This is a genomic window from Metapseudomonas boanensis, assembly GCF_018704125.1.
In the GTDB taxonomy this organism is placed as follows: domain Bacteria; phylum Pseudomonadota; class Gammaproteobacteria; order Pseudomonadales; family Pseudomonadaceae; genus Metapseudomonas; species Metapseudomonas boanensis.
In genome coordinates this window covers 16,165-34,851 of the sequence record NZ_JAGTIS010000028.1, presented here as the reverse complement: position 1 = coordinate 34,851, position 18,687 = coordinate 16,165, and the positions used below count along the sequence as shown (strand labels likewise).

General features: G+C 63.4%; 16 protein-coding genes and 1 pseudogene. 4 read left to right on the top strand and 13 right to left on the bottom strand.

Annotation, left to right across the window (positions count from 1 at the left end; translation table 11 throughout):
* Window positions 1-167 (top strand): annotated as a pseudogene (locus J7302_RS25390) (4-hydroxy-2-oxovalerate aldolase); the annotation flags it as partial.
* 155 nt (window positions 168-322) lie between these two features.
* Here the strand turns inward: J7302_RS25390 and J7302_RS25385 are convergent.
* The 9 genes from J7302_RS25385 to J7302_RS25345 form a co-directional block, all read right to left on the bottom strand.
* Entirely contained in the window at window positions 323-826 is a 504-nt protein-coding gene (locus tag J7302_RS25385) for an Hsp20/alpha crystallin family protein (protein ID WP_215381402.1), read from the bottom strand.
* A 27-nt stretch (window positions 827-853) separates the two neighbouring features.
* Window positions 854-1,225, bottom strand: coding sequence for an Hsp20/alpha crystallin family protein (locus J7302_RS25380; protein WP_215381400.1), 372 nt, complete (start codon window positions 1,223-1,225; stop codon window positions 854-856).
* Window positions 1,226-1,252: 27 nt separating this feature from the next.
* Window positions 1,253-1,708: an Hsp20/alpha crystallin family protein gene (locus J7302_RS25375; protein ID WP_215381398.1), complete on the bottom strand. Its 456-nt coding sequence runs from the start codon at window positions 1,706-1,708 to the stop codon at window positions 1,253-1,255.
* Between the two features lie 115 nt (window positions 1,709-1,823).
* Complete coding sequence (locus tag J7302_RS25370; RefSeq protein WP_215381395.1) at window positions 1,824-2,387, bottom strand: AsmA family protein; 564 nt, start codon at window positions 2,385-2,387, stop codon at window positions 1,824-1,826.
* A gap of 169 nt (window positions 2,388-2,556) precedes the next feature.
* A complete protein-coding gene (locus J7302_RS25365) occupies window positions 2,557-5,652 on the bottom strand; it encodes an efflux RND transporter permease subunit (protein ID WP_215381392.1) in 3,096 nt (1,031 codons plus the stop codon).
* Window positions 5,649-6,767 carry an efflux RND transporter periplasmic adaptor subunit gene (locus tag J7302_RS25360; RefSeq protein WP_215381389.1) on the bottom strand — a complete coding sequence of 373 codons (1,119 nt, stop codon included), beginning with the start codon at window positions 6,765-6,767 and terminating at the stop codon, window positions 5,649-5,651. The genes J7302_RS25365 and J7302_RS25360 overlap by 4 nt, the downstream gene beginning before the upstream one ends.
* A gap of 29 nt (window positions 6,768-6,796) precedes the next feature.
* Entirely contained in the window at window positions 6,797-8,311 is a 1,515-nt protein-coding gene (locus J7302_RS25355; RefSeq protein ID WP_215381409.1) for an efflux transporter outer membrane subunit, read from the bottom strand.
* Window positions 8,312-8,428: 117 nt separating this feature from the next.
* Window positions 8,429-8,644 carry a hypothetical protein gene (locus tag J7302_RS25350; RefSeq protein WP_215381385.1) on the bottom strand — a complete coding sequence of 72 codons (216 nt, stop codon included), beginning with the start codon at window positions 8,642-8,644 and terminating at the stop codon, window positions 8,429-8,431.
* A gap of 110 nt (window positions 8,645-8,754) precedes the next feature.
* Window positions 8,755-11,652 carry an AAA family ATPase gene (locus J7302_RS25345; protein WP_215381383.1) on the bottom strand — a complete coding sequence of 966 codons (2,898 nt, stop codon included), beginning with the start codon at window positions 11,650-11,652 and terminating at the stop codon, window positions 8,755-8,757.
* 327 nt (window positions 11,653-11,979) lie between these two features.
* Here J7302_RS25345 and mhpA point away from each other — a divergent pair, with 327 nt between their 5' ends.
* The 3 genes from mhpA to J7302_RS25330 all read left to right on the top strand — a co-directional run bounded on the left by mhpA (window position 11,980) and on the right by J7302_RS25330 (window position 14,889).
* Entirely contained in the window at window positions 11,980-13,635 is a 1,656-nt protein-coding gene (gene mhpA / locus J7302_RS25340) for a bifunctional 3-(3-hydroxy-phenyl)propionate/3-hydroxycinnamic acid hydroxylase MhpA (RefSeq protein ID WP_215381381.1), read from the top strand.
* A gap of 2 nt (window positions 13,636-13,637) precedes the next feature.
* Window positions 13,638-14,291, top strand: coding sequence for a TetR/AcrR family transcriptional regulator (locus J7302_RS25335; RefSeq protein WP_215381378.1), 654 nt, complete (start codon window positions 13,638-13,640; stop codon window positions 14,289-14,291).
* A 157-nt stretch (window positions 14,292-14,448) separates the two neighbouring features.
* Window positions 14,449-14,889, top strand: coding sequence for a potassium channel family protein (locus tag J7302_RS25330; RefSeq protein WP_215381376.1), 441 nt, complete (start codon window positions 14,449-14,451; stop codon window positions 14,887-14,889).
* 228 nt (window positions 14,890-15,117) lie between these two features.
* Here J7302_RS25330 and J7302_RS25325 read toward each other — a convergent pair whose 3' ends face one another.
* The 4 genes from J7302_RS25325 to moaA form a co-directional block, all read right to left on the bottom strand.
* Window positions 15,118-16,800, bottom strand: a complete 1,683-nt coding sequence (locus J7302_RS25325; RefSeq protein WP_215381374.1) for a SulP family inorganic anion transporter — start codon at window positions 16,798-16,800, stop codon at window positions 15,118-15,120.
* Entirely contained in the window at window positions 16,785-16,979 is a 195-nt protein-coding gene (locus J7302_RS25320; RefSeq protein WP_215381372.1) for a hypothetical protein, read from the bottom strand. The genes J7302_RS25325 and J7302_RS25320 overlap by 16 nt, the downstream gene beginning before the upstream one ends.
* Before the next feature lie 231 nt (window positions 16,980-17,210).
* Window positions 17,211-17,579 (bottom strand): DUF5064 family protein, encoded by a 369-nt coding sequence (locus tag J7302_RS25315; protein WP_215381370.1) that lies wholly within the window; start codon window positions 17,577-17,579, stop codon window positions 17,211-17,213.
* An 81-nt stretch (window positions 17,580-17,660) separates the two neighbouring features.
* The gene (gene moaA, locus J7302_RS25310) at window positions 17,661-18,653 is read right to left on the bottom strand and encodes a GTP 3',8-cyclase MoaA (RefSeq protein ID WP_215381368.1); all 993 of its coding nucleotides are present in this window, start codon (window positions 18,651-18,653) and stop codon (window positions 17,661-17,663) included.
* Window positions 18,654-18,687: the final 34 nt, after the last annotated feature.

Below are 18,687 nucleotides of genomic sequence, written 5' to 3'. Positions count from 1 at the left end.
ACTCCAGCTTCCTGCGCCATGCCGAGGTGGCCGCGGCCAAGTACGGGCTGAAGACCCTCGACATTCTCGTCGAGCTGGGCCGCCGCCGCATGGTCGGCGGCCAGGAAGACATGATCGTCGACGTGGCGCTGGACCTGATTAAACAGGGAGCCAGACCGCGCACCTGATCACGCGGCACACTCCGCTGTAGCGGGCCCCAACGCCATCTGCTGACCCAGTCGAAAAACAGCCCACCCGCGACCTTGGCGCGGGCGGGCTGATTCAGTAACCAGGCAATTTGCATTGCCTGTGACTTGCAAGGTGAGCACCGGGCACTTCCGCGTCAGCCCGAGCGAACCTCGATGCGCCGGCCACGCGCGCGCGCTTCCTTGGGCAGCTCGATACGCAGCACGCCGTTGCCGCATCGGGCCTTGGCCTTTTCGGCGATGACCGGTGCAGGAAGCGCGAAGCTGCGCCGGAAGCTGCCAAAGGTGCACTGGCGAACCCGGTAGCGTCCATGACCTCGCTCCTGCTCGACTCGCTTCTCACCGCGGACGATCAGGACATCGCCTCGCACCTCCAGGTCTAGATCGTCCTTCACCATGCCCGGTACCTCCAGGCGAATGATGATCTGCTCGCCATCCTCGTAGAGATCACCGGCCAGCAATCCCCAGTTGGAAGCAAGTGCCGGTGGTGAGTGAGCATCCTCCAGCGAGTTCCTGCTCCGGTTTACCGGCGTGAAACGTGTCAGGGCCTCGCTGGCGCGATCACGAAGCTGGCGCCAGCCCTCACCCAGCGAATGCCAGGTTTCCTCCAGGCCCTGCTTGAGTTCAGCTAGTTTGTCCATGGGGTCGACCTCCACACACTCAAGGCCCTACTCGCTTTTCACGACGATCTTCCGAGGCTGGGCATGCGCATGCTTGGGGACACGCAGGTTCAGCACACCGTCCCGTAGCTCAGCATCGATCTGTGTCGTATCCAGCTCGGAACTCAAGGTGAAGGCTCGCCGGAACCGCGACAGCTGGACCTCGGCATAGACGGCCTCCAGCTGTTCGGACATCTCCGGCATGATCTCCCCTTCCAACAAAAGCGTGTCACCTTCCACATTGACCACGAGTCGCTCCCTGGGCACGCCCGGAAGGTCCGCAAACAATTGGATTCCGTTGTCATCTTCAAAAACATCGACACGCGGCAGCAGTGTTTGGGTTTCAGTCTCGCCGCGCACGACCGTTTGCTTGTCGTTCATGGTGATTCCTCCTTCAAACCGATGCTGTTACTGAATGGCTATGCGCCTGGGTTGCGCAGCCTCCCGCCGAGGCAGAGAGATGCGGAGAACGCCGTCGCAATAGCGAGCCTCGACCTTGTCGGTATCGACCTCATCATTGAGGCTCACGGTACGCTTGAAGCGTCCGAAATAACGCTCATTGGCGTACACGGAGCAATTGCCATCTTCCACGCTCCGTGCCGGCCGGCGCTCGCCGGATATCGATAGCAACCCTCGGTGTATCTGCAGATCAAGGCTGCTCGGATCGACACCGGGAACGAAGGCATAGACTTCTATGCTGGACGGCGTGCTTCCCACATTGATCGCCGGGAAAGCACCACTGGCCAGCGCGCGAATGCTGCCTGGACGCCCCAGTCTTGTGCCCAGGACATGTTGCAGTTCGCGCTGCAGCCTCTCGAACTCGGCAATAGGATCGCTCGACAGATTAAGAAGGGACTCGTACATGACAAACCTCCTTCCGGCTGACTGACATGATCTCGAACAGGAGACACAGAGCACCCAACTCCGGCCCCTGACGAAGGGAAATATCTACGCGCTATCGCAACTTTCAAGTCCCGGCTTAAACGAACATGGAATGAATATATTCCCAGGCCCAGCTATGCCCTAAAAGTCGGACGGAGGCGGCAAGTGCTTCACGCTTGGATGGCCTGACAGGGGTGGCGAGGACGGCATGACGGGAGGGGACGGCAGGGGCGGAGGAGACGGCAGGGGTAGCCGAATAGCTCCGGACGGTGTTCTTGATGGTCTCCAGGTTGCTGGTGGCCGCGGAGCTTCGCGCCATATAGGTAATCTGCGGCGCGATGACGGTGGCGGATTCAACAATGATCGGGCCTCCACCGAGAAGGGAACCGCGTTCCACCTGCAGGGCGATACGGTCCACCACCAGGGCGTAGGGCGAAGAGAACCCGGTGGGGTTGCCCACGGTAAGTCCATCGAGTGCTCCCATGCCAGTGAGGGGCGAGAGCTCCACGCTACCCACGAGCACCTGCGTCTGCGTGGCCAGGGCACCCTCGGTCTCGATGGCGGATTTGATGGAGGGCTCGAACTGGCCAAGCAGGGTCCACAGCGCAATAGCGACAACGGCAAGCAAGACGGTCAGGGTAAGCCCGAACATTTTCAGCATGGTGTTGATGCTCCAAGAATGGCGGAGGCACGCAGCGATTGGCTGGCTGCCCGTCGAACGCAACTCAGCAATGCCGCGACCAAGCCCCGGCCTTGACTCGACGAAGGCTGATCGGACCCGATCAGCCTTCGTCGGTGAGGTTGAGGCGCAGTGCCGCCGCGCCCGTCACTCAGGAATTGAGCGCGGCATCGGCCGTCACCTGCTGGTCACCGGCAGCCGCATGGCGGCGCACTTTGAACCAGGCGGCATACAGCGCTGGGACGAAGAAGATCGTCAGCAATGTCGCCACGGTGAGGCCGCCCATGATCGCAATCGCCATCGGCCCCCAGAACACACTGCGCGTCAGCGGGATCATCGCCAGCACGGTAGCCAGCGCCGTCAGCATCACCGGGCGAGCCCGGTGAATGGCAGCATCCAGCACCGCATTCCACGGGTCGCGACCCTGTGAAATCTCGATCTGCACCTGGTCGATCAGGATCACCGAATTGCGCATGATCATGCCGCCGAGGGCGATGATGCCGAGGATCGCAACGAAGCCCAGCGGCGACTGGAACACCAGCAGCGCCGGCACCACGCCAATCAGGCCCAGCGGCGCGGTCAGCACCACCATCCACATGCGGGAGAAGTCCTTCAGCTGCAGCATCAGCAGCAACAGAATGGTGACCAGCATCAGCGGGGCCACCGCCAGCAGCGCCTGGTTGGCCTTGTCGCTTTCCTCCACCGCTCCGCCCACGTCGATGCGATAGCCCGAGGGCAGTTTCGCCTCGATGTCCTTCAGCAGCGGCTGGATCTCCTGCGTCACCGACACGCCCTGCTCGCCATCCTTCACGTCGGCGCGCACGGTAATCGCCATGTCGCGGTTACGGCGCCACAGCACCGGCTCTTCCAGCTCGTTGCGCACCTGTGCCACCTGCGAAAGCGGCACCACGGTGCCCTGGCGGGTGTAGAGGTTGATGTCCTTCAGGGTGTCGAGGCTCAGTCGCTCCTCCGGCACGGCACGGGCCACGATGTCGATCAGTTCCTCGTCCTCGCGCAGCTGCGACAAGGTCGCGCCGTTCATCACGGACTGGGTCACCAGCGAGACGTCAGCCGGTGTGAGGCCCAGCGCGCTCGCCTTGTCCTGGTCCAATTCCACCTTCAACGTGCGAACCGGATCGTTCCAGTCCAGCTGGACGTCGCGCACCTTCGGACTGGACGCGACCACCGCCTCCACGTCGCGGGCAATATGACGCACCACCTGGGTGTCGGGGCCAACGACGCGGAACTGCACCGGGTAGCCAACGGGCGGCCCCAGCTCCAGCCGGGTCACGCGCAACCACGCCTGCGGGAACTGCTGGTCGGCCAGGGTCATCAGCCGCTCACGGACTCGCTCGCGCGCCTCCAGGCCCTTGGTCATCACGACGAACTGGGCAAAGCCCGGATTCGGCAGTTCGGGGTTGAGCGAAAGATAGAAGCGAGGTGCGCCGGCACCGGTGTAGGCGGTAAAGAAACGCACATCTTCGTCTTTCGCCAGGATCGCCTCCATGCGTTTGACCTGCTCGGTGGTCGCAGCAAACGACGCACCTTCCTTGACGCGCAGGTCGATGACCAACTCAGGGCGCGAGCTGTTGGGAAAGAACTGCTGCGGCACCAGCTTCATGCAGGCCAGAGCAAGCGCCAGCGCGCCAAACGTTGCACCGATCACCACCCAGCGGCGCTCGATGGCGGCATCGATCAGGCCACGAAGCCGGCGGTAGAACTTCGAGTCGTACGGATCAGCGCCATGCTGGTGCTTGCCCAGGTCGTTGGGCAGCATCTTGACCGCGAGGTACGGCGTGAAAATGCCGGAGCAGATCCACGAGAACAGTACGGCGGCGCCGACGATCCAGAAAATGCCGCCCGCATATTCGCCCGTGGTGGACTGCGAGAGGCCGATCGGCAGGAAGCCCACGACGGTAATCAGCGCACCGGTCAGGCGCGGCATGGCGGTGGCCGAGTAGGAGAAAGCCGCCGCCCGCACACGGTCCCAGCCGGTTTCCATCTTCGCCACCATCATCTCGATGGCGATGATGGCGTCGTCCACCAGCAGGCCCAGTGCAATGATCAGCGAACCGAGCGAGATGCGCTCGAGGTTCCAGCCCATCGCCAGCATTACCAGCGCCACGCCCCCCAGCACCAGCGGCACCGTGGTCGCGACCACGAGGCCGGCACGCCAACCCAGGCTGACCAGGCTGACCACAATCACGATGATCAACGCTTCGGCCAACGCGTGTACGAAGTCATGGATCGCGTCTTTCACCGTGGTGGGCTGGTCGGCCACGAGCTCCAGCTCCACGCCGTATGGCAGTTCCGACTGAATCCTGGCGACCGCCTGATCCATCGCCTGGCCAAGGTCCACGATATTGCCGTCGCTGGTCATGGTGATGCCGAGCATCAGCACCGGCTGGCCGTTGTGGCGCACGGTGTAGGTCGGCGGGTCTTCGAAGCCGCGGGTGACGGTCGCGATGTCGCCGAGCTTGATCAGCCGGCCGCCTGCGGAGATGGGCACATTGCGGATGGCGTCTTCGCTGTCGAACTGGCCGCTTACGCGCACCATGACGCGGTCGTTGCGGGTGTCGATCTGGCCCGCGGGCAGCATCACGTTCTGGCTCTTCAGGCTCTCGGCAATAGCCAGCGGGGTGATGCCCAGAGCAGCCAGGCGCTCGTGCGAGAACTCGACATAGATACGCTCAGCCTGCTTGCCGATGACATCGATCTTCTTGACCATCGGCACCTTCAGCATGCGGCGCTTGATGTCCTCGGCCGCATCGGACAGGTCGGCCTGGCCAATGCCGTCGCCCTTGACGGCGTACATCAGGCCGTACACGTCGCCGTACTCGTCGTTGACGATCGGACCGATCACGCCGTCAGGTAGCTCCAGGCTCAAGTCGTTGAGTTTCTTGCGCGCCTGGTACCAGGCCTCCAGCTGGTCGGGTTTGGAGGTACCACCGCGCACCGTGAGCGTCATGCCCGCGTAGCCCTGCCGCGCATAGGTCACCACTTTCTCGAAGTTGTCGATCTGCTCGAACTTCTTTTCCATGCGGTTGAGGACCTGGTCCTGCAACTGCTGGGCGGTGGCGCCAGGCCAGATGACGATGGCGGTCATCGAGGGCACGGAGAAGTTCGGATCCTCGAGCTGACCAAGCCGGGTGAAGCTGAAGGCACCGGCTACCGCCACCAGGATGAGCATGAACAGCACGATGGCGCGATTGCGCAGCGCCCAATCGGTAAGGTTGAAGTTGCTCATCGTGTGGCCTGCTGCTGGGTGTTGGTTTCAGCGCCACCCAAGCCGGGTAGCGCAACCCTCAGCCCGGGTGCCATTTTCTGCACTCCGGCGGTAACGACCAGCGCTCGGGGAGAAAGCCCGGAGACGAGCACCTCGTCATTGCGATACCCCATAACCGCCACAGGCTCCAGCCTCACGGTGCCCACAGGCTTAAAGTCCTCGGGCTTGACCACCCACAACGCAGGCTGGCCGCGGTCTTGCGTCAGCGCTGATGCCGGCACCGCCGCCACCGGAACCTCTTCCATCTCACGCTCGGCGACCAGGGTGGCGGTGGCACCCAGCGGCAGCGACCGTGCACTCACAGGCTTCAGCCGCGCGCGGTAGGTGCGCGTTTGCTCTGCCGCCTGCGGCGACAACTCACGCAGTGCGACATCGAAGGCCTCATTCGGCTCGCTGGCCAGCGTGGCCTTGAATTGCGCCGCCTTGAAGGCGGCCAGATGATCCTCGGGCACATCGACGACGATTTCCGGCTCGCCTGGATTCGCAATCGAGACAACCGGTTGGCCCTCCGCCACGACCTGCCCGACCTCGAAGCGCACGGACGTGACGACGCCGCTGCGCGAAGCGCGCAATACGGTGTACTTGAGCCGGTTACGCGCAAGCTCGAGCTTTCGTGCCTCGGCCTCGGCGGTCGCAACGGTAGTCTGCGCAGTCGTGTGCGCGCGCTCATCGTCGGCCGCACTGACCGAGCCGTCAGCCTTCAGAGCGGTCAGGCGCTGGCGGTCCGACTCGGCCTGACGCGCCTGCTCGACGGCAGCTGCCCACTGCTGCCGCGAGGCTTCCTCGGTAAGGCGGTAATCGCTGTCATCGAGCACTGCCAGCACGTCGCCTTCGCGCACGATCTGGCCTACATCGACCTTGCGCTGGGCTACCTTGCCGCCGACGCGGAAGGCCTGGTCGACTTGGTGCCGTGACTGCACGGTTCCCACGTAGCGATTGATCTCACGGGCATTGTCGTAGCTGATTTCAACGACCCGTACCGGTCGAAGCGCCTGCACAGTCGGCTGGTCCGGGCTACACGCGGACAGCAGGAAGGCTACGGCCAGGGCAACGGCCGCAGTATTGGAGTTCTTCAAGGCGATTCCTCTTTGAAGACGACAGGTTCTCAGGAAAGTGGCGGACGGTCGGCAGCGGTGGTTGCGGTGGGGTTGGCGGGTTGTTCGAACACCTGCCAACCGCCACCCAGCGACTTGTAGAGCTGCACGCTGTCGAGCAGCAGCCGCGTCTTGCTTTCGTTAGCGGAGAGGCGCGACGTGAGGCGCACACGGTGCGCGTCCAACAGCGGCAGCAGGTCGATCTGCCCACGGTTGTAAAGCGACTGCGAGTGGTCGAGCGCGGAGTCCGCAGCGGCGGCCGCCATCTGCAGCGACTGCGAGCGGCGGCGCTCATGGGAAAGACTGATCAGCGCGTTCTCCACGTCCTCGAGCGCACGTGCGATACCGTCTTCGGCACGCAGCAGCGCTTCGCGCTGCCCACTCTCGGCGACCTCGTTGATCGCGCGCGTGCGCCCGGCGTTGAAGATCGGCATCGCCAGCAGGCCGGCGACGTTGGTGAAGCGCGCGGCGCCGAGATCCAGACCGTTCAACTCCAGGTTCTGGCGGCCGAAGGAAGCGCCGAGGAACAGCCGTGGAAACCACTCGGCGGCGGCCTGCTGGCGGCGCGCATTGGCCGCGTCGAGCTGCGCCATCAGCCCCAGCACGTCGGGCCTGCGCTGCAGCAACTCGGCAGGCTGGCCCGGCCGCGCCTGGGGCACAACCTGATCGTCACGGGAGGTCACGATGGAGGCGGCACTGAAGGCCTGATCACCGATCAGCACCGCGATGCGATGGCGTGCCACAGCCGCTACGGTTTCCATGGGCGGAATCTGCGCGCGCGCCGATTCGGCATCGGTCTGCGCGCGCTCGACGTCGAATTCGGTCGCCAGCCCGACACGATGGCGCGCGGTGACCAGGCGCAGCGTCTCGTCCTGCATCGCCGACATGGCACGCAGGGTGTCGACCTGCCGCTGCGCACCGACCAGCGTGAAGTAGTTGCTGGCGACGTCGCTCATCACCAGCAGGCGCACGCCGCGTACGCCGTGCTCCGCAGCCAGCGCCTCGGCGTCCGCTGCGGCCGCGCCAGCGCGCAGGCGTCCGCTCAGGTCAAGCTCCCAGGAGACGTCCAGGCCAGCGCCGACAGCCTCGACGTCTGGATAGCCCTTCTTCTTGGCGGTGTCGTAGCCCGTGCTGCGGTCCGTACCGAAGGCAGACAGGCCGACACTCGGGAACAGCCAGGAACGGCTGATCGTTTCACCCGCGCGAGCGGCGCGCACGCGCTCGGCGGCGATCTTGATGTCACGGTTCTCGCGCATCGCGCGGCGCACCAGATCGGTCAGCACCGGGTCGTTGAAAGCCTCCCACCATGCGGCTTCAGGCTCCATCTGCGAGGCCGTGCTGGCGGCGAACTTGGCCGGCAACTCCACCGAAGGCTTGGCGACCTCCGTGGAGCAGCCGGTCAAGGCCAGGGCGATAGAGGCGACCAGCGCCGCGCCAACGAAGACGCCGACCAGGCGCTCGGCCCGTCGCTGGGGCGTCTGCCCGGTGTAGCGGGTCATCAAAGAGTGGGTTGGAAATCGCAGCATCGGATTGGACTCGTGCAGATTCGAGGTTGCAGCAGCGTAAGGCCCGGTGCGCGCAAAGTTGTCAGCGAAGCGTCGCGGTTCGGTCGCCATTCGGAGGGCTCATTGCGGTTGGAGAGGTCACTCAACGGCCGCATCCGCTGCGTCCTCGCGAGCCGCCGACACGAGGTCGGCGGCAATCGACACCAGCAGCTCTTCGGCGGAAGAAAACTCGCGCTGACGCCCGGTGACCAGGTTTTCGAGGCGCCCCATGAGGCACCCCGGTGTGGCGTCGCTACGCAGCTTCACCACATAGGAGCGGCGGCTCGGGTACTTGCATTCAGGTTTGAGGGTCATTGCGGACCTGGGGATCAAGGAAGTTCGACGACAGCGTAAGCCGCCCCCCGGGTCGAGTCGTAAGCGAAAGGTCAGACTTCGGTCGTCATGAAGGGGGCGCCCTCATCGTTTCAATCCGACCTTTCAGCCCGCAGCAGCGTGCACGCGCGCTGCGCCAGTTCAGTGCCTTGAGTTTCGGGCAGTTGGCCGAGCAGCGCCGCCAGCACCTGCCGCTCAGCGGGCACGGCGTCGTGGTGTTCGCACAGTTCGACCAGGGCGCGCAGCTCCAGCCACGGTGCCTCCTGGGCGCGCGCCTCCTCGACCGCGCGCCGCACCGCGTTGGCGCCGGCATCGGGTCGGCCCTGTTCCCGCGCGATTGCGGCCTCCAGCAGCAACAGCTGCGGCAGGTAAACACGCTCGCCCAGTTCCTCCCCTACCCTCAATGCCTCCTGCAACTCGGCCATCGCACCGTCGTAATCACCGGCCAACAGCAGCGCCTCGGTGGCGTAGCCGAGTACCTCGCTGGCACCAGAGCGCATACCGAGCCCAGTGTGTTCCTCGTAGGCTTCCCGGATGCAGCGGTAGCCGTCGCGCGGTGCGCCGTTACGTGCGTCGGCCCAGCCACGCCACCAGCGGCAAGCCGTACGCCCCAGTGCCAGCGAATACTCATCGACCAGCACCTGCATCTCGTCAGCCAGCTCGGCCACGCGCGCGTGGTTGCCCATCCGCACCTCGATCAACACTTCCTGCCAGGCAGCGACCATTCTCGTCATGGGCTGGCGCAGCGCCTGCGCACGAGTCCGCGCCCGCTGCATATGGGCACGGCCCTGCTCGATCAGGCCGGAACGCACCAGCTCGATGGCCAGCATGCCGTGCAGCATGACCTGGGGATCGGTCGCGAAAATCTCGTTTGCCCCTATATCAAGCGGTTCGGCGAGCGCGAGCGCGCGCTCCAGCCAGCTGCGGGTCGTCTGCGTTCGCCCCTGGAGGTGGTGCACCTCGCCCTGCACGATGCACGCGACCAGCGAGAGCGCTGGATCGTTCGCCTCGGACGAAAGGGCTTCGGCGCGCTCCGCCACTACCAGCGCCAGCGCATAGTCACCGCGCAGCCCCAGCAGATAGCCAAACCCGTGCAGCAGGCGACCGCGCATCGGATGTTCGGGAGCGTTCGCCAGCAGCGTGTATGCGCGTTCAAACGCATTCCTGGCTTCGCTGCCGACACCGAGCGTATGGAACGCCGACACGCCCTGCAGCGTAGCCAGGGTGATCTCCAGTGCGTCGCGCTCCGGCCCTTCTGGTGCCTGCTGCAGCAAGACCAACGCACGCTCAGTGAGACCGACGCATGAGGCCGGGCTGAAGTGCAGCAACGCGGTTTCCGCTGCCTCGGCGTAATAGCGAAGCGCAATCATTGGCTGCCGGGCCCGGTCGAAGTGCATTGCCAGTTCCGAGGCTGCAACCGGTACGCCGGCCGTTCGCTCGTGTTCGAGGGCAGCGCCAACTTGGCGATGGAGGTGAATGCGCAAGGCGCGCGGCGTGCGGTCGTACAGCACCTGGCGGAAGAGCGCATGCCGGAACGAGTAGGGCCGCTCCTCCGCCTCTTCACCTTCTCCTGCGCGCGACCGCATGAGCCACACCTGCTCGTGCACCAGTTCCTCACAGGCGAGAGCCAGCGAAGCGAGGTCGCGCTCGAGGGCCAGCGAGACCGTCTCAACACGGAATTCGGCCCCGCACACCGCTGCTGCCGAGAGCAGCGCACGCTGCTCCTGCCCAAGTTTGGCGATGTAGTGATCGATGATGGCCGCCAGATTTTCAGGGACCGCCAGATTCGCCAGTCGTGCCTCGATGGTGACATCGTCGTCCGCTTGGTCCATGACTTCACTGATGACGGACGACACGAACAGCGGCACACCGTCGGTGCGCTCGTGCAGGGCACGCACGAAGGCTTCATCGCGCGCCAGCGAGGCCGAACGCTGCGCGACATAGTCGGCGACCTCGATCTCCGAGAAGGGATCGAGCACCACTTCCTCGCACAGCCGTTGCAGGCGCAGTTCGTGGCGCAACGAATTGAGCGGATGATCGAGCGCCACCACCTCGGCGACGCGGAAGCTCGCCAGCCACATCAATCGTGCGCGGCCACGTCGCCGTGCGATGTAATCGATGAGTTGGACTGTCGCCCGATCGCTCCAGTGCAGATCTTCGGTCACCAGCAACAGCGGCCGCTGCTCCGTGAATCGGTCCAGCAGTTCGCCCATTTCCCGCAGCATGCGTTCCGGACCAACGCCAGCCAGCTCGCGTCGCAATCCGTCTCGCTCCTCGGCAGTGCTCAGCCACGGCAGTTGCAGCAGCCAGGTCGGTGCGATTGTCCGCAGAAGCGCCGGCAGCGCGGGGTCACTGCGGCACAGATCGGCCAGCGCCTCCAGCACCGGCAGGTAGGGCTCGCCGGCGCCGTAGTGCTCCACGCAATGGCCGCGCGCGCAGGCGACGCTGCCAAGGCCGGAGACGAAATGCTCAATCAACGTGGTCTTGCCAATCCCCGGTTCGCCGGCGAGCCAGACCACTGCGCGCTGGCCGCCGTATGCCCGCTCCCACTCCCGATGCAGCCTTGCGACTGCATCGGCGCGACCGACGAAGGGTGGCGACGGCTGCCCGCCACCCGCCGGAGCCACAGTGGCTTCAGGCAACGACGTAGCGCCAGGCGACAGCGCGGCGATGAAGCGATAACCCCGCCGCGACACGGTCTCGATGAAGCGCGGCTGCCTGGGATCATCACCCAAGGCTGTGCGCAGTTCGCTGATGGCGGTCTTCAGCACCGAATCGCTGACATGCCGGTGGCCCCACACCGCGTCAAGCAAAGCATCCTTGCTCAACAGGGAGCCCGGCTGGCGGGCAAGCACGCACAGCAGCATGAAGGGTGTGGGCGCCAGCGCCACGGCCTTTCCATGGCGCAATAAACAGGCATTGGCCTCGTCGAGTTCGAAGTCGACGAAGCGAATCTGGACTGGACTCGGTTGGAGCTGCGGACGCGCCACGCTTGATTCCTGAAATCTTAAGACAAAAACACCGTTGTGCCTCGGCGGCTGGAACCTGCTCCGTTGCTCCGATGACAACGCTTATCGACGTGCAAGCCAAGCCTCCCCGGTCGGAAACCTACAAGGCGGCAGGTGGGCGGTCGCGCACAACATCTGTTATTGGACCGTCTTCGGCAGAGACTGCGCGGCCTCGCCCTGGCGTCGGAATGATCCTGCGAAACATGACAGAAACACCAATATTGAAAAATATTTCAATTTTACATACCTTGACCCTGCCTGACGATGAGACCTCGCGTTTCACGATTTCAATCACAACAAGGGCTCGATATGAACAACAAGAAATGCTCCGAACTGCCGCCGGATGTGGTCGATGTACTGGTAGTGGGCTACGGCCCCGCTGGGGCGACACTCGCCGCACTACTGGGTCGCTATGGCGTAAGCACCCTGGTTCTGGACAAGACCCATGAGGTCCTGTTGATGCCCCGAGCCATTGCCCTGGACAACGAAGCGCTGCGCATCCTGCAACTCGCCGGATTGGCCGAGGACGCTTTCGAGAAGATCGTGATTCCCGAGGTGCGTATGCACTCGCCGGTGCTCGGGCAGTTCGCTCGGGCCAATACGGCGGGTTGCATCGACGGCCATCCCAAGCTGGTGACCTTCTACCAACCCGACCTGGAGCACGCGATGCGCGACAAGATCTCGCAGCTCGCTTCGGTGACCAGCATGGGCGGACTCAAGCTCGAAAGCCTGGCCGAAGAGCCGGATTGCGTGGTCGCCTCGATAAGGGATCAGAAGGGTAGGAGACACCTCATTCGCGCCCGATACCTGGTGGGTGCCGATGGCGCCAGCTCCAGGGTCAGAAGCCTGATCGGCCAGGACTTCAAGGGCGAGACCTATGCCGAAGACTGGCTGATCGTCGACGCTGGCAACCGGCACCAGTCCGCCATCGATCATGTCGAGTTCATCTGCGATCCCGAGCGCCCCGCTCCGCATATGCCAGCGCCAGGCGGCCGGGAGCGCTGGGAGTTCATGCTGCGTCCGGGTGAGACGCGTGAGCAGATGGAAAGCCCGGAAAGCATCGCCAGGCTGATCGCTCCCTGGATCGATCCACGGGAGCTGCAGATCGAGCGCAAGGCCGTGTATCGCTTCCATGCCCGCTGCTGCAACAGCTTCAGCAAGGGACGCATCTTCCTGGTCGGGGATGCCGCCCATATCACGCCCCCCTTCGTCGGCCAGGGACTCGTGGCCGGGCTGCGGGATGTCGCCAACCTGGCCTGGAAACTCGCCTGGGTCCTGGGAGGTCAAGCCTCGCCCTCGGTGCTGGACACCTATGACGAGGAGCGCCGCCCCCACGCCAAAGCCATGATCGACATGGCCAAGCTGATGGGCCGCCTGGTGATGCCTCGGAACAAACTGGCAGCCTTCCTCATTCATGGATTGATGCGCACGTTGGCGTTGACGCCCGCTACCCGGAAGTACTTCGAGGAGTTGGCAATCAAGCCAAAGCACATCTTCCGGCAGGGCCTGTTCGTCCGCCATCGGCGACGCGACAAGCTGGTTCGCGGTGGCCTGTTTCCTCAAGCCTGGGTGCGCAACGCCAAACAGCAGGTACACCTGAGCGACGAGGCTCTGGGTGACCATCTCACCCTGGTTGGATTCGGTGTCGATCCACTCTCGCTGCTATCCCCTGCCCAGGTCGTATCCTGGGTCAATCTAGGGGGCAACTTCCTGCACTTGGGAGCATGCGGCCAGCGCCCTGGCGGAAACTGCGCATTCATCGAAGATCTCAACCATGCCATCCTGCCGCTGGCGCCCAAGGGCACGCTTGTCGTGGTACGCCCCGACCGCCATGTCATGCACCACGCCCCCAGCAAACAGGCCGCGAAGCTGGTTCAAACCTGCATGGACCTGATGTCCAGCGGCGACTCCACCGCCGACAGTGTTTCCTTTACCATCGGCGAGCCCCTTCGAATGCGAGCCTGAGTATGCCCACCCCCACTCCACCATCAGACCTGGACGAGAACCAGCCTCTCACGCGAGGACACAAGAAGCGCGAGCGCACTCGTCGCGGCCTGGTGGATGCGGCGCTGCGCCTTATCGCACGCAAGGAGGTGGGTGAAATCGCCCTGCTCGAAGTCGCCGCCGAAGCAGAGGTATCCAACGGCACCATCTACAACTACTTCCGCACCCGCGACGAAGTGCTGGAGGCGGTGGGAATTACCCTGGCAACCGAGTTCTCCGACGCTATTACCGCCCTCAGCGCGAACGTAAAAAGCGGTGCCCAGCGGCTTTCGATAGGCGTGCGCATGTTCATCGGCCGCGCCGCCGACGACCACCAATGGGCCAATGCCCTGCTGCGTATCATCCATTTCGACCAGGCCATTCGCTCGCGACTGGCCACCCATGTACTTGACGACCTGCGTGAAGGCCTGCGCGAGGGGGCTTTCACCTTCGCGGACGAAGGCGTCGCCATGGACATCGTGGTGTCTTGCACAACTGGCGCGATGCGTTCGGTCGTCGAGGGTCGCGCGGCGACGGGGCACGATGTGCTGGTCGCCGAGATGGTCCTCAAGGCTCTGGGCGTTACCCCCGCCAGGGCCAGGAAGATCGCCAGGCTGCCGTTGCCCGCTTCGTCTTGAACCCTTCCGATCAACGTCGGCGGCCTTACACGCCAGCCAAACAGGGACGCAGCCCGAGAAACAACGGGGAGTGCCGGATGGCATCAGGCCGCGTACGACACATTCGACTGCAATACAGGATCTCGGCCAGTCGGGTGGCACCCACAAGGAGCACTTGATGTACTCAAGCATTTTTTTCGCATGGGCGCTGGCGGCCACTACCGTGGTCGTGCATGCAGTTGGCCTAGCCTTGATGCTTAGGTTCCTGGACCACAGGGGAAATATTCCCATGACGCGAGTAGCGGCCATCAGCACGCGGTTGGTGTGGGTTGCCTGCTATATGGTTCTGCTGCATTTGATCGCGATCTCGATCTGGGGGGCATTCTACGTGTGGCTGGGGTGCCTGCCCGATCTCGAAACGGCGTTTTACTTCTCTGGCGTGACCTATGCGACGATTGGTTACGGTGACGTGGTGCTGGCAAACCCCTGGCGATTGCTCGGATTGATGGAGGGCTTGACCGGCATCCTCATGTGCGGGTTATCCACGGGCGTCTTCATCGCGGTGGTCAATCAGATCTATCAGTTTTTCCACTCGAAAATCGACGACCACAAGCACTGATGGCGCTGTTAATGCTGACGGATGTTGAAGCGTTGTTTATCAAGCCTGAGGCCACCCGCGGAGCAGTGACCATCGCTGAAGAACACAACGAAAACATGATCTGGCTAATCGGTGCAGCCGTGGCACCTTCGAGGCCCTCGCAGCCATTGCCAATCGCTCCGCCGCAATTGGCTGGGATAACCTGCACGAGGCTCGCCTCTAGAGGGAATGCCGTGCCCAATGAATGAGCTACCGCGCTGAACCCTCCCGGGACGGCTCCTGTGCTTGATAGAGCTCGATCGCAGCATGGGCATTGAACAGCATGCGTGCACGCCCGAGCTTCTCGTCGAAGCCAGCACGTCGCACCATCTCCAGTACGCCAGGATTCAACCCAGCCAGCCAGAGACTGGTACCTAGCGCGGCCAAGTGTTTCTCGCCCTCTATCAGCGCCTGCAGTGCCGAGTATTCGATGTCGGGCACTGCACTCATGTCCCAGACAACCACGCGCGGCTGATACCGCGCCTCCAGCGCAATGATTTGCTCCTTTACATAGTCCGCATTGAGGAAGAATAGGTGCCCCTCCGGCCGCACCATCAGTAGCCCCTCGAAAGTCTCGTCATCGGGGTGTTCTTCTGACAAAGGGCGTAACACGTCGGTACCACGCTTGCGCCCGAGGACATACACGCGCGGACGAGCGATCTGGTAGGCCAGGCTAACCAAGGATACGACGATCGCCACCGTGATCCCCTGTAGCGTGCCAAGCAGCAATACCCCGATCGCAGCTACGAGCGCCCAGTAGAACTCCATGGGGCGCACCTTGCGAATGGCCAGGAACTCCCGTGGCTGGATCAGCCCGACCGAGAAGTAGATGACGATAGCGGCCAGCGTGGCATGCGGCAGGAACCCGAGCAGCCCGGAGAGCAGCAGCATAGTGGCAAAAGCTACGCCGGCAGTGACAACCGAAACCACCTGAGACTGCCCGCCAGTGGCGCGTACAACAGCCGTCTGGGAGGTGCCACCACCAGCCGGCATCGCGCCGAGAAATGCCCCCCCGAGGTTACCGAGACCGGTGGCGATCAACTCGCGGTCTGCATTGATGGGAGGATCGACTGTTCGGACAAAGGCGCGCCCTGCCGCAATCGTTTCGGTAAAACTCATCAGCGCGATCCCGAGCGCACCCGGCACCATCTGCTCGATCAACGCGAGATCGGGCAACACCAAAGCAGGCAACCCTTGTGGAATCACACCGACCGTCGAAGCCCCCTGAGCCTGCAGGCTGAAGAACCATGAAGCGAGGATGCTGCCACCAACCACAAGCAACGGTGCTGGCGAATGGGCCCATAGACGCTCCATGACGATGAGCATCAGGAGCGCCGCGGCAGAAACCACCAGCGTGATCAGGGAACTCTCTGGCGCGTGATGCACAATGTTGAGGAAGTCGGCAAAAAAACTTTGGTTGACGATGTGGATGCCCAAGAGTTTGGGCACCTGGTCCAGCACGATGACCAGGCCGACCCCCGCCTTGAAGCCGCTCAACACCGGGGTTGAAATGAAGTTCGCGAGAAACCCCAGGCGTATTAGTCGGGCCAGGAGCAGCATCGTGCCAACCAGTGCAGTTAGCGTTGCAGTTGCCGTGATCAGCTTCCCTGGGTCGCCGTCCGGTGCAGCCGAACCGATCTGCGCCCCGGTCAGGATCGCCAGTGTCGCAGTGGAGCTAACACTGAGTACTCGGGATGTCCCTAGGAGTGCGTAAATCAGCATCGGAACGAAGGCGGTATACAGACCGACGGCAACCGGTAGACCCGCGACAGTCGCGTAGGCCATTGCTTTGGGCAGTACGACTGCTGCAGCCGTAAGCCCCGATACGATTTCGAGGCGAAGTGGCGCGGTGCCGGTGTGAGCGGCCCTCGAAGTCTTCAGATGCGGGTCCACACGCCACCTTTCGGCTGGATCAGTTGCAGGGAATAGCGAATGATTCGGTTACCAATGTGCAGCACGCAGCCGATGATTACGAATGGGACAACGCACTGCTGCGCCTCATCCCAGGCGATCCGGTTATGCGTTCGAGATTGGCCAGCCATGTGCTTGACGACTTGTGCGAAGGAAATCATGAGTTCGCCTTAACCTTCGAGGAAGAAGGGATTGATCTCGACAGGATAGTGTCCGGCACGACCGTGGCCCTGCCTTCGCCCTACAACGAGCAGACGCTACAGGGCCTTTTGACATGAAGTCGGTTGGCCGCGCTGGAGTGCATGCCCCCTTCCCACGATGGGCACCTGCTTCTGGGCAGGCGCGAGGTGAAAAGCGTCAACAGTGGCTGCACCTGCCAACTACCATGGGATTCACAGGCCATCCTTGTCGAGGTGATCGAAGTCGACGGGCTCGCCCGATTGCCCACCTAGTTGCAGGCGGATGTCCTCGAACATGGCGTCGTAATCGGCATGCTCGGGCATGATCGGGCCGGCGTTGAGTGGCAGGCCGTGTTTGACCAATGCCCTGGTTATCGGGCTGGCAAAGTTGAAGGCGGTATCGCGATGCAGATCGAATTCTTCGCAGAACTCGCGCCCACCGATGGTGCCGACCACCTTGAAATGCATCAGTACGCCTTCGACCGGGTCGCGGCGGACCTCGTAGAGCACGTCGATGTCGAACTTCGGTAGGTGCGGCCTGTCGAGTGGAGTGGTGAGATGCAGATGGCCTGGTTTGAACATGCTTGCCCCTTTGGTATGGCAGAACGAATGGACGACCATTTCTTGGGAGGTAGCTGCGCTTGCTGCATTTTTTCAAGAGGGTCAACCACCGCTGGCGTTCATGAAGCGTAGCACCTGCACCTCGCCGGCAACGTTGAATTCGTGGCGCAACGGTTTGCGCGCCAGGCCGACGTGGATCGCCTGCAACAGGGGCGCATCGCTTTGCGGATGGCGGCGCAGCAAGGCGCGCAGGTCGATGGAGTTTTCGTGCCCGAGGCACAGCAACAGGCGCCCTTCTACGGTCAGGCGCACGCGGTTGCAGGTGCCGCAGAAGTTGTGGCTGTGCGGTGAGATAAAGCCGATACGGCTTGCAGGGAAATCCCTGACGCGCACATAGCGCGCCGGTCCGCCGCTCTGCTCGGCACTATCGAGCAGGCTGTAGCGCTCGGCGATACGCTCTCGCACCCAGTCGCTGGAGCAATAGCTTTCGCCACGCGAGCGACCCACCTCACCCAGCGGCATTTCCTCGATAAAGCTTATGTCCAGGCCGCGGTTCACCGCATAGTCGACCAGGTCGAGAACCTCGTCGGCATTGCGCCCCTGCATCACCACGGTATTGAGCTTGATCCGGGCAAAGCCGGCGGCGCTCGCCACGTCGATGCCGGCCAGCACCGGGGCCAAGTCGCCGGTACGGGTAATCGCCCGAAAGCGCTGTGCATCAAGGCTGTCCAGGCTGATATTGAGGCGCTTGACCCCGGCGTCGGCCAGCGGTTGCGCCAGCTTGGCCAGCTGCGAGCCGTTGCTGGTCATCACCAGTTCGCGCAGCCCTGGCAAGGCGGCGATCTGCGCGCACAGCTGGACGATGCCCTTGCGCACCAGCGGCTCGCCGCCGGTGAGGCGGATCTTCTTCACCCCGTTGCGCACGAACAGCGCCGCCAGGCGATATAACTCCTCCAGGCCGAGTACCTGCTGACGCGGTAGGAAAGTCATGTCCTCGGCCATGCAGTAGACACAGCGGAAGTCGCAGCGATCAGTCACCGACATGCGAAGGTAATCGATGCTGCGACCGAAGCCATCCTGCAGAATGCTATCCATCACACTGGATTGGAGGCGGCCGGGCGCAGGCAAA